The following is a 13,686-nucleotide window of genomic DNA, read 5'->3' as shown; positions in this document are numbered from 1 at the left end:
CTGCTAGTCTGTCTGGACGGCCCTGTTGTCGGTCGTGCGCGCATTTCCGCGGCAGCATGTCGGTCCGGAGCAGCGTTCCGCACCGTGTCAGGAAGCGCGCGATCGGTGACGTGGGGCCATTCGTGCTGTCCGCCCCTCGATCAGACGTCGACGTGACGCCTCGCGTGGGGTGCGCGCCGGAAGGACAGCCGGGAGCCGGTCCGGCCGGCATGGTCGTGGACCGCTTTGACGCAGGAGGAGCACGGTGAAGGTACAGCCATCGGTCAAGCGCATCTGTGAGAAGTGCCGCATCATCCGGCGGCACGGACGCGTGATGGTCATCTGCTCGAACCCGCGTCACAAGCAACGCCAGGGTTGACCGACCGCGGGTCGGCCTGCACGGGTCGCCCGCTCACGCTCGACGGCCTGGAAGACCACGACACACCCGACAGACACGACGTCTGGCGCATCGCCGGACAGGAGTAGGACATGGCACGGATCGCAGGCGTTGACCTCCCGCGCGACAAGCGCGTCGAGATCGGGTTGACCTACGTCTACGGCATCGGCCGCACGCGGTCGATCAGTACGCTCGCCGCCACCGGCATCGACCCCAACATCCGGGTCCGCGACCTCGACGAGGGCCAGGTCAAGCAACTGCGCGACCACATCGAGGCCAACTACCAGGTCGAAGGTGACCTGCGGCGCGAGGTGGCGCAGAGCATCAAGCGCAAGGTCGACATCGGCAGCTACCAGGGCATCCGGCACAGGAGGGGCCTGCCGGTCCGCGGTCAGCGCACCCACACGAACGCCCGGACCCGCAAGGGCCGTCGCCAGGCCGTCGGCGGGATCAAGAAGAAGCAGAGGAAGCACTGATGGCACAGCAGCGATCGGGCAAGGGCGCGCGGCGGCAGCGCAAGAAGGACCGCCGCACCGTCTCCCACGGCCAGGCGCACATCAAGAGCTCGTTCAACAACACGATCATCACCATCACCGACCAGTCCGGTGGGGTGCTGGCGTGGTCGTCGGGTGGCAACGTCGGGCAGAAGGGCAGCCGCAAGTCGACGCCGTTCGCCGCGCAGCTCGCCGCCGAGCAGGCAGCCAAGGGCGCCGCCGAGTACGGCGTGACCAAGGTCGATGTGTTCGTCCGTGGGCCCGGCTCTGGTCGCGAGACCGCCATCCGCTCGCTGGCCGCCAACGGGCTGGAGGTCGCCGCCATCAAGGACGTGACCCCGATCCCGCACAACGGCTGCCGTCCCCCGAAGCGTCGCCGCGGCTGACGCCCACGCACGACGAGATCACGAGGAATCATGGCACGGTACACCGGACCCACCTGCAAGCGCTGCCGCCGCGAGCGCACGCAGATCTGCGAGAGCCGCAAGTGCGCGGCCGAGAAGCGCCCGTACCCACCCGGGGAGCACGGCCGCGGCCGCATCCGCGAGAGTGAGTACCTGCTCCAGCTCCGCGAGAAGCAGAAGGCGCGCTACATCTACGGCGTGCTCGAGAAGCAGTTCCGCAACTACTACAAGAAGGCGGCTACGCGTCCCGGTCTGACCGGTGTCAACCTGCTGGTGGCGCTCGAGACGCGGCTCGACAACGTCGTGTTCCGCGGAAGCCTCGCGCGCACGCGGCCGGAGGCCCGGCAACTGGTGTCGCACCGTCACGTGCAGGTCAACGGGCGCACGGTCAACATCCCGTCGTACGCGGTCCGGCCCGGTGACGTCGTCACCATCCGCACCAAGAGCCGCGACATCGTGCCGGTGCTCGGTGCGCTCGAACTGCAGGGAAGCCGCCAGATGCCGCCGTGGTTGTCACTCGATCCCGACAAGCGGCAGATCTCCGTGCTCGACATGCCGGACCGTCGTCACATCGACGTGCCCGTGCAGGAGCAGTTGATCGTCGAGCTCTACTCGAAGTAACGCCTGAAGAGTCCGCTGGCCACACCGGTCGCCGCTGACCCGCCGGAACCTTCCGGACGCGGTCGCCGACACCCGGCTGGACCAGCGATACCGTCACCGTCAAGGAGGCGACGACGTGCTGATCGTTCAGCGCCCCACCATCGGCGAACAGACCCTCGAGGAGGGTCAGCGTTCGCTGTTCAGCATCGAACCACTCGAGCCGGGATTCGGGTACACGCTCGGCAGCAGCCTGCGACGCACGCTGCTGTCGTCGATCCCGGGTGCCGCCGTGACCAGCGTGCGCATCGAGGGCGTGCTCCACGAGTTCAGCTCGATCGAAGGCGTCAAGGAGGATGTCACCGACATCATCCTCAACCTCAAGGACCTCGTGCTGCGCTCGCACAGTGACGAGCCGGTCGAGATCTTCCTCGGCGGTGAGGGCCCCGGTGAGATCACCGCGGACTTCATCACGGCGCCGGCAGAGGTCGAGATCCTCAACCGCGACCTGCACATCGCCACGCTCAACCGGCGTGGCCGCGTCGAGATGTACCTGACGGTCGAGCGCGGCCGCGGCTACGTGTCGGCCGAGCGCAACAAGCGGACCGACCAGCCGATCGGTGTGATCCCGATCGACTCGATCTACTCGCCGGTGCTGCGCGTCACCTACCGCGTCGAGGCGACGCGTGTCGAGCAGATGACCAACTACGACCGGTTGATCCTCGACGTCGAGACCAACGGCTCCGTGACACCGGCAGAGGCGCTGTCGAGCGCCGGTGCCACGCTGCAGGACCTGTTCGGCCTGTTCAGCGAGTTCGAGGAGTCCGGTCCCGGTGGCCTGGCGATCGGCGAGGACCCCGCGAGCCTGGGTCCGACGTCGCCCGACCTGCTGCTGCCGATCGAGGACCTCGACCTGTCGGTGCGGTCGTACAACTGCCTGAAGCGCGAAGGTGTCGCGACCGTCGGCGAACTGGTCCAGAAGACGGAGCAGGATCTGCTCGACATCCGCAACTTCGGGCAGAAGAGCATCGAAGAGGTGAAGGGCAAGCTCCAGGAACTGGGGCTGTCGCTCGCGGACTACGGCGGATACCCCGGCTGACGCCTGTCCGGGCCGCGGGGTGCCGCTGGCGCCTTCCGACTCCGGCAGGGACCCGTCCTCGCCCGGGGCTCGGACACCCCGAGTCGCCTCCACGCACCACCGGCACCCCGCTGTCGGTGACCGCCGCCGGAGCCGGTCCCGACCGGCCCTCGAGCGGTCGCACAGCACGTCGGCCCGAAGTCGCGAACGTCGAGCAGTAGAAGAGGAAGAGGAATGCCGAAGCCGAGGAAGGCTGGGAGGTTCGGGGGGAGCCCCGGACATCACAACCTGATGATGGCCAACCTGGCGACAGAGCTGTTCCGGCACGGCCGGATCCGCACCACGCACGCCAAGGCCAAGACGGTCCAGCCGATCGCGGAGCGGATGATCACCCTCGCCAAGCGCGGCGACCTGCACAGCCGTCGCCAGGTGCTGCAGGTCATCCGCGACAAGGATGTCGTGCACCGGCTCTTCACCGATGTCGGTCCCGCATTCAGCGAGCGCAACGGCGGCTACACCCGCGTCCTGCGGCTCGGTGCGCGCAAGGGAGATGCGGCGCCCATGGCCCTGATCGAGCTCGTCGACGACGTGGCCGGTGGCGAGGCGACCGACGGCGACGACAGCCGACGTCGTCGGTGGAGCCTGCGTCGCCGTCGCGAGGAGGCGGACGCTGCGCCGACCGCCGCGCGCGTCGACGACGAGGACCTCGTCGACGAGGACGACATCGTCGACGAGGATGAGCAACTCGACGACGACGACGTCGCGGATGCGGACAGCGAGGACACAACGGTCAACATCGCGACCGCCAACCAGGGCGCGGTCGTGCCCGAGATCGCGGCCGCCGACGAGGTCGACGACGCGTCGGACACCGATGACGACGCGGACGACGACGAGGACGACTGAGCGCATGACGACCGGGCCGTGACGCAGGATCGTCCGGCCCCGTCGGCGTCGGACACCTCCGGCGCCACCGCGACCGCGCGCGTGCGTGTCGACCTCGCCTACGACGGTGCGGAGTTCCACGGCTTCGCACGACAGCCGGATCAGGTCACGGTCCAGGGCGCCCTCGAGGATGCGTTGGCACGACTGACCGGCGCTGCGGTCAGCACGGTCTGCGCAGGCCGCACCGACGCCGGCGTGCACGCCTTGGCGCAGACCGTGCACCTGGACGCCCCGCGGGACAGCCGGCTGCTCCGGGACCTCGACCGCGCCCGCGCCGCGCTGGACGCGATGTGCGGGCCGTCGATCACGATCTGGCGTGTGCGCCGCGTCCCGGGGTCGTTCGATGCGCGGTTCTCCGCGACCCAGCGTCGCTACCGGTACCGGCTCTGCGACCACGACGCGATGGCGCCGCTGTGGCGCCACGACACCTGGCACGTCGGCGCCCCGCCGCTGGACGTCGAGGCCATGCACGCCGGTGGGCAGGCCCTCGTCGGCGAGCACGACTTCAGCTCGTTCTGCCGCCGCCGGGACGGTCAGCACCTGATCCGACGGATCGATGACCTCCGCGTCCACCGTCTGCGCGCCGGCCTCGTGGCCGTCGACGTCGCGGGACGTGCGTTCTGTCACCAGATGGTCCGCTCGGTCACCGGTTGTCTGGTCGCCGTCGGTCGAGGCCGGCGTCCCGCCGCCTGGCCCGCCGATGTCCTGGCGGCACGCGACCGCCAGGTCGTGGGCCAGGTCGCCCCGCCGCACGGCCTGACCCTGACCGCCGTCCGGTATGCGTAGCGCCCCGTATCGTTGGGGAGCCGGATCGCGCCGTGGGGAGAGTTCGGGTTGCTGGTGTTGACAGGTCTCCCCGGTCGGGGCGTGTCGGGATCTGGGTGGGGAGAGTTCGGGTTGCTGGTGTTGACAGGTCTCCCCGGTCGGGCGTGTCGGGGCCGAGGGGGACCTGCTATGCTGGTCCCTCGCGGCAGCGCCTCTCGTCCGCTGCCCACTCGGCTTCGCGGGCCACGGCTCCACGAACCACCTGTACAGCCGGCCGCAGCGCCGGGCCGCTGCATCAGCACCTCATCTTCGGACGGTCAGACCCTCATGCGCACCTACTCACCCCGCCCCGCCGACATCGACCGCGCGTGGTACGTGGTCGACGCGCAGGACGAGATCCTGGGCCGGCTGGCCTCGCGGGTCGCACACATCCTTCGCGGCAAGCACAAGCCCATGTACGCGCCGCACATGGACGTCGGCGACCACGTCATCGTCATCAACGCCGCCGGTGTGCAACTGACCGGGAGCAAGGGCTCGCAGTCGCTGGCGTACCGCCACTCGGGCTTCCCCGGTGGGCTGAAGTCGGTGCCGTTCGCCCGGCTGCTGGCGGAGACGCCCGAGAAGCTGGTCGAGCGCGCCGTGCGGGGCATGCTGCCCAAGACCAGCCTCGGCCGGAGCATGATGAGCAAGCTCAAGGTCTACCCGGGTGCGGAGCACCCGCACGCCGCGCAGCAGCCGCAGCCGCTGCCGGACCACCTCGCCTGACACACCGCTGACCCCGTAAAGGAACGACGAGGACGATGGCAAAGATCTTCACAGGCCGGCGCAAGACGTCGGTGGCCCGTGTGCGGCTCGAGCGTGGATCCGGCAAGTTCATCCTGAACGGCCGCCCGCTGGAGGACTACTTCCCGACCGAGACCCTCCAGGGTCTCGTCCGCGAACCGTTCGACGTGACCGAGTCGGCCGGTCAGTTCGACGTGGTCGCCCGGATCCATGGCGGTGGGACGACCGGGCAGGCCGGTGCGCTGCGGCTGGGCATCGCCCGGGCACTCGAGGACGAGGAGCCGGACTGGCGCGCCCCGCTCAAGTCGGCGGGTCTGCTGACGCGGGACCCGCGCAAGGTCGAGCGGAAGAAGTACGGACTGAAGAAGGCGCGCAAGGCTCCGCAGTACAGCAAGCGCTGACAGCGCCGTGGGCCAGCTGTTCGGCACGGACGGCATCCGTGGGGTCGCCAACACCGAGTTGACCCCCGAGCTCGTCGTCGGCCTCGGACGTGCCCTCGTCCGCACGCTGCGTGAGGAGGGCACGGACCGCCCGAAGGTCCTGGTCGGCCGCGACCCTCGAGCCTCGGGCGAGATGCTCGAGGCGGCCCTGGTCGCCGGGGTCACGTCGGCCGGCGGTGATGTGATCGGCGTCGGCGTCATGCCGACCCCGGGCGTAGCCTTCCTGACCGCCGAGGCCAGCAGCGCTGACGCAGGTGCGATGATCTCGGCCAGCCACAACCCCGTCGAGGACAACGGCATCAAGTTCTTCGGTCCTCAGGGCGGCAAGCTGACCGATGCGGAGGAGGACCGCGTCGAGCAGTTGCTGCAGTGGGTGGCCGACGACCGCCCGGTGGGCGCCCACATCGGACGGTTCAGACGCGATCACGAGCTGTTGGTGCGCTACGTCGATCACCTCGTCGCGGCCTGTGACGTCAGCCTGTCGGACCTGCACGTGGTCGTGGACTGTGCGAACGGGGCGGCCTCGAACGTGGCACCGTTCGTCCTGCGCCGGCTCGGCGCGACCGTCGAGGTGCTCAACGCCAAGCCGGACGGCACGAACATCAACGCCGGCTGCGGATCGACCCGCCCCGACGTCATCTGTGACGCCGTCGTCGCGACCGGCGCCGACATCGGGTTGTCGCACGACGGCGACGCCGACCGGCTGATCGCCGCGGACCACACCGGTGCCGTGGTCGACGGCGACGTGATCCTGGGGATCCTGGCAGCGGACCGGCAGCGCAGCGGCGGGCTCGACGCCGTCGTGACCACCGTCATGACCAACCTCGGGTTCACGATCGCGATGAAGACCCTCGGCATCGAGGTCATCCAGACGAAGGTGGGCGACCGCTACGTCCGCGAGGCGATGCTTGCGGGCGGTCACCCGATCGGCGGCGAGCAGTCCGGCCACATCATCCTCACCGACTACGCGACGACCGGCGACGGGGTCCTGACCGCGGTGCGGTTGCTGTCGGTGCTGGCGCGGTCGCGCACCACGCTGCACGAGCTCGCGAAGGTCATGCGGCGGATGCCCCAGGTGCTGCGCAACGTCTCCGGTGTCGACCGCGATCGGCTGGACGACGCCCAGACCGTGTGGCGCGCTGTCGACGCCGAGTCCGCTGCGCTGGGCGATCACGGGCGGGTGCTCGTCCGTGCGTCGGGCACCGAGCCCGTCGTCCGCGTGATGGTCGAGGCCGACAGCGAGGAGCGTGCGGGCGAGGTGGCCGACCGCCTCGTGAAGGTGGTCGACGACGAGCTCAGCCTCGCCTGAGCCTGCCGGGCCGCCGGAGGATGGGCAACGCGCCCGGGTACCGCGCCGCGCGTCCCTCGTACGCCCGGCCCGCGACCATGATGACCACGGCCATCCACGCGACCACGAACACAGCCACGACCGTCGGAGGCGTCGGCAGGGTGATCAACACCAGAGCGTACGCCAGTACCGACAGGTGGAAGTTGAGCGCTTCGCGCGCATGGCGTGCCACGAACGGGTCACGGCCGTGGAGGATCAGCCACGCGACCGACGGGCCGGCCAGGCCGAAGGTCATCGACAGGGACAGGAAGAAGCCGACGGCGGTCGACAGGTGCACCATCATCGCGAGCGAACGCGATGAGAACTGGGGCAGCGGCGCGTCCGACGCCGCCGCGCTCACACCGGTCTCCGTGAGCCGATCACCATCCCACAGTACCGGCCGCAGGGGGCGGGCACGGCGCGCGTGCCAGGTGGGTGACCGTTTCGCACGCGCGCTGTGGAGACGCCGGTGACCGATGTCGGTGGAGCAGGTGCGACGGGACCCGTCGTCGCGCTCGCGGGCGGCGTCGGCGCGGCGCGGTTCCTTCAGGGACTGGTGCGTATCGTGCCGGCGGATGCGCTGACGGTCGTCGTCAACACCGGCGACGATCTGATGCTGCACGGCCTGCACGTGAGCCCGGATCTCGACACGATCGTCTACACGCTCGGTGGCGGCGTCCACCCGGACCAGGGCTGGGGCCGTGCCGACGAGCGTCACACGGTCGCCGGCGAGCTCGCGGAGCGCTACGGCGTGCCGTCGTGGTTCACGCTCGGGGACCGCGATCTGGCCACCCACCTGCTGCGGACCGGCATGCTCGCCGACGGCGCGACGCTGTCGGAGGCGACCGCGCGGATCGCCGCCGCATGGGGGCTCGGCCTGCGGCTGCTGCCGATGACCGACGACCCGGTCGCGACGATGATCGACACGACAGATGGGCGCAGCCTGCACTTCCAGCGCTGGTGGGTCGGCGAGCACGCACGCGCCGAGGTCGCCGCGGTGCGTCTGGACGGTGCCGACCGCGCGCGACCCGCACCGGGCGTGCTCGAGGCGCTCGAGGCTGCGTCGGTGGTCGTGCTGTGCCCGTCGAACCCGGTCGTATCGATCGGCACGATCCTGCAGGTCCCGGGCATCCGGGACGCGCTGGTCGCCCCGACCGTCGTCGGTGTGTCGCCGATCGTCGGTGGTCGGGTCGTGCGGGGGATGGCCGACCGGCTGCTGCCCGCGGTCGGTGCCGATGTGTCGGCGGGCGCGGTCGCGCAGTTGTACGCCGACGTCCTCGACGGGTGGGTGATCGACGACACCGATGCCGCGGAGGCGGAGGACATCGCCGCCTCGGGCGTGGGTGTGCGCGTCACCGACACGATCATGCGCACCCGCGAGATCGCCGCCGACCTGGCGCGCACGGCGCTGGACCTGGGCGCGGAGGTGGCGCGGCGATGACGGACGCGGCGACCACGTGCGTCACGGCAAGGGTGCGCGCGCTGACCGCAGCTCCGGAGGCCGTGTGAGCGCCGGGTCGCTGACCGTGCTGCCGGTCGACGGCATGCCCGAGGTCGTCGAGGGCGACGATCTCGCGGCGTTGATCGCAGCGCGGATCCACCTGGAGGACCACGACGTGGTGCTGGTCGCGTCCAAGATCGTCAGCAAGGCCGAGGGCGCCGTGGTGCAGCCGCGCGAGGGCGAGACGCTGGCCCGGGTCCTTGCCCGGGCCGTGGCGGACCAGGCGGTCCGCGTCGTGGCCGACGCGCCGTGGGTGACGGTCGTCGAGACCCGGCACGGGTTCGTGTGCGCCAACGCCGGCGTCGACGCGTCCAACGTGTCCGGTGACGCGGTCGCGGTGCTGCCGCCCGACCCGGACGCCAGTGCGGCCGCGCTGCGCGCGGGCCTGCGCGACGTCATGGGTGTCGACGTGGGGGTCATCATCTCCGACACCTTCGGCCGACCATGGCGGATGGGCCAGACCGACGTCGCGCTCGGCGTCGCCGGCGTGCCCGCGCTGCGGTCGGAGATCGGCGCACGTGACCGACACGGCGGGATGCTGCGGGTCACCGAGTCGGCCATCGCCGACGAACTCGCGGGTGCCGCCGACCTCGTCCGCGACAAGGGCGCGGGCGTGCCTGTCGTGGTCGTCCGCGGCCTGGCGTACGCGCCCGACGACGACGCCAGCGGTCGCGATCTGCTGCGACCGGCGGAGACGGATCTGTTCCGCCGTGGCCGGGGCGGCCTGACGGCGGCGTTGGTCTCCGAACCGGCGCGGTTCACGGGCCCGGTCGACCACCGTGACCTGTGGACGGTGCAGGCGGCGGTCGAGGCGATCTGCGGCGGCGGCATCCGCATCCGGGCCCGGCGCCGGGAAGACCGGGAACCCGGCACCGAGCTGGCGATCGACGCCGACACGCCGTCGTTGGCGGGCGTCGCGGCCGGTGTGACAATCGCCCTGCTCGTCGACCTAGGCTATGGTGCTGTTCTGGTCGAGGCCTCGATCGCACTGACGATCCGGGCGGGACGTGCAGGTGCCGGGGCCTGACAGCCAGACATCGACGTCTGCACCGAGGAAGCGACATGTGCGGAATCATTGGATACACCGGCACCTCGCCGGTGGTCGACATCCTGGTGAACGGGCTGGAGACGCTCGAGTACCGCGGGTACGACTCGTCCGGCATCGCGGTCGTGACCGGCAACGGCGACCCGCGGGTGCGGGTGGTCAAGCGTGCCGGAAAGCTGGCGAACCTGCGTGAGGTCCTGGAGGGGACCTGGATCGAAGGCACGACCGGCATCGGTCACACCCGCTGGGCCACGCACGGTGAGCCCAACGACCGCAACGCCCACCCGCATCAGGACCACTCGGGTGACCTGGCGATCATCCACAACGGCATCTTCGAGAACTTCGCCGAGCTGCGGGCCGAGCTGGCCGACAGGGGCCACGAGTTCATGTCCGACACCGACACCGAGGTGATCGCGCACCTGATCGGCGCGAGCTACGACGGTCCGGACGGCCCGACGGCGCTGGCCGACGCGGTCCGCGCGGCGCTGCGACGCGTCGACGGTGCCTTCGCGATCGCCGTCGTCGACCGTCGGTCGCCTGACGCGATCGTGACGTCGCGTCGCGAGGCGCCGCTGGTACTCGGCCACCTCGACGGGGCGAGCCTGCTGTCCTCCGATGTCGCCGGCCTGATCGCCCACACCCGTGACGTCGAGGCGTTGCTCGACGATCAGGTGGCGACGCTTACGCCAGGCGGCATCTCGGTGACGGACCTCGACGGCGCGCCCAGCGAAGGACACCGCTACACCGTTGACTGGGACGTCGACATCGCCGAGAAGCAGGGCTACCCCCACTTCATGCTCAAGGAGATCCACGAGCAGCCAGGCGCTCTGCGGGAGACGCTGCTGGGTCGCACGCGCGACGGGGCGATCGTGCTGGACGAGCAGCGCCTCGACGACGACGACTTCCGCCACCTCGACAAGATGTACGTGGTCGCCTGCGGCACGAGCTACCACGCAGGCATGGTCGCCAAGTACGCGCTGGAGCACTGGGCCCGGGTGCCGGTCGAGGTGGAGATCGCCAGCGAGTTCCGCTACCGCGACCCGATCCTGACGCCCCACACCGTGGTCGTCGCGATCAGCCAGTCCGGCGAGACGGCCGACACGCTGGCCGCCGCAGCCCACGCCCGCGTGCAACGTGCCAAGGTCGTGGCGATCAGCAACGTCGTCGGCAGCTCGTTGGCGCGCGAGGCCGACGCCGTGCTCTACACGCGGGCCGGGCCCGAGATCGCAGTGGCCTCGACCAAGGCGTTCACCACGCAGATCCTGGCGCTCGAGCTGCTCGCGCTCTTCCTGGCGCAACTGCGCCGGGCCATGTTCCCTGACGAGTGGCGCGATCAGCTGCGCCGCATGGAGTCGCTGCCGCAGCTGATGGAGCAGGTGTTCCAGCAGGAGAACGCGCTCAAGGAGCTCGCGGCCGCGGTCGCGCACGCCAGCTACGTCATGTTCATCGGCCGCCAGGTCGGACTGCCGATCGCGCTCGAAGGCGCGTTGAAGCTCAAGGAGATCAGCTACCTGCACGCCGAGGGCTTCCCGGCCGGCGAGATGAAGCACGGTCCCATCGCGCTGATCGAGCAGGGCGGCCCGGTCGTCGCGCTCGCCACGTCCGGTCACGTGCGCGGCAAGGTCCTGTCGAACATGCAGGAGGTCAAGGCGCGCGGCGCGCTGGTGATCGCCGTCGCGACCGAGGGCGACACCGAGATCAAGGAGCACGCCGACCACGTCGTCTACGTGCCCGAGGTCCACGAGCTGCTGTACCCGATGCTGACCGTCGTGCCGCTGCAGCTGCTGTCGTACTTCATCGCCGTCGAGCTCGGCCGCGACGTCGACCAGCCGCGCAACCTGGCGAAGACGGTGACGGTCGAGTAGTCGAGCCCGAGCGCACAGGTCACGCGATGGCGGTCGTCGGCGTCGGGGTGGATGCGATCGAGATCGAGCGCGTCGCTGCCGCGTTGGAGCGGACGCCGACCTTGGTCGACCGGGTGTTCACGCCCGCCGAGCAGGCGTACTGCGGGACCCGCACCGGTCGCCGGCGCGCGGCCAGCTACGCGGGCCGGTTCGCCGCCAAGGAAGCCGTCGCCAAGGCGTTGGGGACCGGCGTCGCCGGGTTCACGTTCCGCGACGTCGAGATCGTCAACGGCGCCGACGGCGCCCCGACCGTCGTGCTGGGCGTCGCGGCGCAGCGCGTGGTCGACCGACTGGGGATCGCACGCGTCCACGTGTCACTGTCGCTGACCCGTTCGGTCGCGGTCGCCACCGCCGTCGCCGAGTCCTGAGCGTCGCAGCCGTGTGGGTGGCGGCTGGTGAGAGTGGGGTGGCGGCTGGTGCCGGTGGGGCGGGGTCGGGTGCGCGGTGGGGCGTGTGTGGCGGCTGATGCCGGCGGGGCGGGTCAGACGTCCCCGACGTCGCCCACATGTGTCCCGCCGTCGCGGACGGTCACCCCGTGCAGGTGGCACGCGACCTGACGGCCCTCGACGATCTGGATGGCCGGTTCCGGTCCCGGGCCGAACGCGACCGTCACGCCGCCACCGTCGGTCGTGACGTCGGTGATCGCAGAACCGACCGCGGTCGGCAGGTTCATGAGGTGCTCGTCGAGCCAGGCGGGCAGCGCCGTCGCGTCCGCGTCGGGGAAGCGGGCCAGCTCGCGGTCGATCTCGACCTTGTCGAGGTCGCCGCCGACCATGGCGAGTTCCTGCTCGAACGTGGCCTCGTCGACCCGTGTCCAGCGGTCCTCGAGCGCATCGACGAGGTCGCGGCCCTCCCAGCCGCACGCCTCGAATGCCTCGGGGCAGCGCGGGTGGAACCGGCAGCCCGCCGGTGGCGCCAGCGCGTCGGGAATCTCACCGCGGGGCAGGCGCTTGTCGCGGCCCCGGCGGGACGGGTCGGGCAACGGGACGGCGTTGAGCAGTGATCGCGTGTACGGGTGCTGTGGACTGTCGTAGACCTGCTCGCTGGCGCCCCACTCCACCAGCTGACCCAGGTAGAGGATGCCAATGCGGTCGCACAGGAAGCGGCCGCTCGCCAGGTCGTGGGTGATGTACAGATACGTGAGCCCCAGCTGCTCCTTGAGGTCGAACATCAGCTCGAGCACCTTCGCGCGCACGCTCATGTCGAGCGACGCGACCGGCTCGTCGGCGACGACCAGCTCGGGCTCGGTGATCAACGCGCGGGCGATGACGCACCGTTGCTTCTGTCCGCCCGACAGGTCGTCGGGGTAGACGTCGAGGTAGTGCTCGGCCGGTGCGAGCCCGCAGCGCTCCAGCATCTCGGTGACCCGCACACGTGTGTCCCGCCGGTTCGACGTCAGCCCGTGGATGCGTAGCGGGTGTCCGACGCCCTGCACGATCGTCATCGCAGGGTTCAAGGCGGACGCCGGATCCTGAAAGATCATGCCGAGGTGGCGTCGCAACGGCCGGAACTCCCGCTCGGACAGCTGCGCCAGGTCGCGGTCCTTCCACCGGATGTGGCCGGACGTGGCCTTGACCAGCCCCAGGATCGTCCGGCCCAGCGTGGTCTTGCCCGACCCGGACTCGCCGACCAGCCCGAAGATCTCGCCGCTGCGGATGTTGAAGGACACATCGTCGACGGCCCGCACCTGGGCCCGCTCACCCGACGCCAGCACCCCACCGCCGATGTCGAAGTACGTGCAGAGGTGCTCGACATCGAGTACGACGTCGCGGTCGCCGGCGCTGCGCGGCGCGGCGTCGGCGGTTGCGGTCATGCGTGCGCCTCCTCACGCGGGTACGCCGTCTCGTGCAGCAGGCACGCCGCCATCCATGTGTCTGCCCGGTCCCCGCCCGCCGGCTCGCTGGCGCTCGCCCTCTCCCCTCGATCCCCGCCCGCCGGCTCGCTGCCGCTCGCCCTCTCCCCTCGATCCCCGCCCGCCGGCTCGCTGACGCTCGCCCTCTCCCCTCGATCCCCGCCCGCCGGCTCGCTGC

The 13,686-nt window shown here is 70.7% G+C and carries 15 protein-coding genes and 1 pseudogene; 14 read left to right on the top strand and 2 right to left on the bottom strand.

What is annotated here, in order from left to right:
* The first annotated feature begins 244 nt into the window (after positions 1-244).
* The 10 genes and pseudogenes from rpmJ (at position 245) to glmM (ending at position 7,188) form a co-directional block, all read left to right on the top strand.
* Positions 245-358, top strand: coding sequence for a 50S ribosomal protein L36 (rpmJ, locus tag VFZ70_03870; GenBank protein ID HEX6254929.1), 114 nt, complete (start codon positions 245-247; stop codon positions 356-358).
* A gap of 110 nt (positions 359-468) precedes the next feature.
* A complete protein-coding gene (gene rpsM, locus VFZ70_03865) occupies positions 469-852 on the top strand; it encodes a 30S ribosomal protein S13 (protein ID HEX6254928.1) in 384 nt (127 codons plus the stop codon).
* Positions 852-1,256 carry a 30S ribosomal protein S11 gene (rpsK, locus tag VFZ70_03860; GenBank protein ID HEX6254927.1) on the top strand — a complete coding sequence of 135 codons (405 nt, stop codon included), beginning with the start codon at positions 852-854 and terminating at the stop codon, positions 1,254-1,256. Before rpsM ends, rpsK begins: the two co-directional genes overlap by 1 nt.
* Positions 1,257-1,286: 30 nt before the next feature.
* The gene (gene rpsD, locus VFZ70_03855; protein HEX6254926.1) at positions 1,287-1,895 is read left to right on the top strand and encodes a 30S ribosomal protein S4; all 609 of its coding nucleotides are present in this window, start codon (positions 1,287-1,289) and stop codon (positions 1,893-1,895) included.
* 115 nt (positions 1,896-2,010) lie between these two features.
* On the top strand, positions 2,011-2,970 hold the full coding sequence (locus tag VFZ70_03850) for a DNA-directed RNA polymerase subunit alpha (protein HEX6254925.1): 960 nt from the start codon (positions 2,011-2,013) through the stop codon (positions 2,968-2,970).
* Positions 2,971-3,183: 213 nt separating this feature from the next.
* Positions 3,184-3,534: pseudogene (gene rplQ / locus VFZ70_03845) on the top strand (50S ribosomal protein L17).
* A 336-nt stretch (positions 3,535-3,870) separates the two neighbouring features.
* A complete protein-coding gene (gene truA, locus VFZ70_03840; GenBank protein ID HEX6254924.1) occupies positions 3,871-4,677 on the top strand; it encodes a tRNA pseudouridine(38-40) synthase TruA in 807 nt (268 codons plus the stop codon).
* A gap of 306 nt (positions 4,678-4,983) precedes the next feature.
* Positions 4,984-5,421: a 50S ribosomal protein L13 gene (gene rplM, locus VFZ70_03835; GenBank protein HEX6254923.1), complete on the top strand. Its 438-nt coding sequence runs from the start codon at positions 4,984-4,986 to the stop codon at positions 5,419-5,421.
* A gap of 35 nt (positions 5,422-5,456) precedes the next feature.
* Complete coding sequence (rpsI, locus tag VFZ70_03830) at positions 5,457-5,840, top strand: 30S ribosomal protein S9 (GenBank protein ID HEX6254922.1); 384 nt, start codon at positions 5,457-5,459, stop codon at positions 5,838-5,840.
* 7 nt (positions 5,841-5,847) lie between these two features.
* Positions 5,848-7,188 (top strand): phosphoglucosamine mutase, encoded by a 1,341-nt coding sequence (gene glmM / locus VFZ70_03825; protein HEX6254921.1) that lies wholly within the window; start codon positions 5,848-5,850, stop codon positions 7,186-7,188.
* Here glmM and VFZ70_03820 read toward each other — a convergent pair.
* Positions 7,175-7,567, bottom strand: coding sequence for a DUF4870 domain-containing protein (locus VFZ70_03820; GenBank protein HEX6254920.1), 393 nt, complete (start codon positions 7,565-7,567; stop codon positions 7,175-7,177). The two genes, glmM and VFZ70_03820, sit on opposite strands and share 14 nt — an antisense overlap.
* Positions 7,568-7,675: 108 nt before the next feature.
* Here VFZ70_03820 and cofD point away from each other — a divergent pair, with 108 nt between their 5' ends.
* The 4 genes from cofD to VFZ70_03800 all read left to right on the top strand — a co-directional run bounded on the left by cofD (position 7,676) and on the right by VFZ70_03800 (position 12,024).
* Complete coding sequence (cofD, locus tag VFZ70_03815; GenBank protein HEX6254919.1) at positions 7,676-8,647, top strand: 2-phospho-L-lactate transferase; 972 nt, start codon at positions 7,676-7,678, stop codon at positions 8,645-8,647.
* Positions 8,648-8,711: 64 nt separating this feature from the next.
* Entirely contained in the window at positions 8,712-9,734 is a 1,023-nt protein-coding gene (cofE, locus tag VFZ70_03810; protein HEX6254918.1) for a coenzyme F420-0:L-glutamate ligase, read from the top strand.
* A gap of 35 nt (positions 9,735-9,769) precedes the next feature.
* The gene (gene glmS / locus VFZ70_03805; GenBank protein ID HEX6254917.1) at positions 9,770-11,617 is read left to right on the top strand and encodes a glutamine--fructose-6-phosphate transaminase (isomerizing); all 1,848 of its coding nucleotides are present in this window, start codon (positions 9,770-9,772) and stop codon (positions 11,615-11,617) included.
* A gap of 26 nt (positions 11,618-11,643) precedes the next feature.
* Positions 11,644-12,024 (top strand): holo-ACP synthase, encoded by a 381-nt coding sequence (locus tag VFZ70_03800; GenBank protein HEX6254916.1) that lies wholly within the window; start codon positions 11,644-11,646, stop codon positions 12,022-12,024.
* Positions 12,025-12,137: 113 nt separating this feature from the next.
* Here VFZ70_03800 and VFZ70_03795 read toward each other — a convergent pair whose 3' ends face one another.
* Entirely contained in the window at positions 12,138-13,469 is a 1,332-nt protein-coding gene (locus tag VFZ70_03795; GenBank protein HEX6254915.1) for an ABC transporter ATP-binding protein, read from the bottom strand.
* Positions 13,470-13,686: the final 217 nt, after the last annotated feature.

The sequence above is a fragment of the Euzebyales bacterium genome (genome assembly GCA_036374135.1).
Lineage (GTDB): Bacteria > Actinomycetota > Nitriliruptoria > Euzebyales > JAHELV01 > JAHELV01.
This window is presented reverse-complemented; position numbering and strand designations above follow the sequence as displayed.

Bases quoted from the DNA above. Each gene is read 5' to 3' on its own strand.
- glmS (HEX6254917.1), top strand. From the start codon at position 9,770: ATGTGCGGAATCATTGGATACACCGGCACCTCGCCGGTGGTCGACATC.
- rpsD (HEX6254926.1), top strand. From the start codon at position 1,287: ATGGCACGGTACACCGGACCCACCTGCAAGCGCTGCCGCCGCGAGCGC.
- rpsK (HEX6254927.1), top strand. From the start codon at position 852: ATGGCACAGCAGCGATCGGGCAAGGGCGCGCGGCGGCAGCGCAAGAAG.
- rplM (HEX6254923.1), top strand. From the start codon at position 4,984: ATGCGCACCTACTCACCCCGCCCCGCCGACATCGACCGCGCGTGGTAC.
- rpsM (HEX6254928.1), top strand. From the start codon at position 469: ATGGCACGGATCGCAGGCGTTGACCTCCCGCGCGACAAGCGCGTCGAG.
- VFZ70_03800 (HEX6254916.1), top strand. From the start codon at position 11,644: ATGGCGGTCGTCGGCGTCGGGGTGGATGCGATCGAGATCGAGCGCGTC.
- rpsI (HEX6254922.1), top strand. From the start codon at position 5,457: ATGGCAAAGATCTTCACAGGCCGGCGCAAGACGTCGGTGGCCCGTGTG.
- VFZ70_03795 (HEX6254915.1), bottom strand. From the start codon at position 13,469: ATGACCGCAACCGCCGACGCCGCGCCGCGCAGCGCCGGCGACCGCGAC.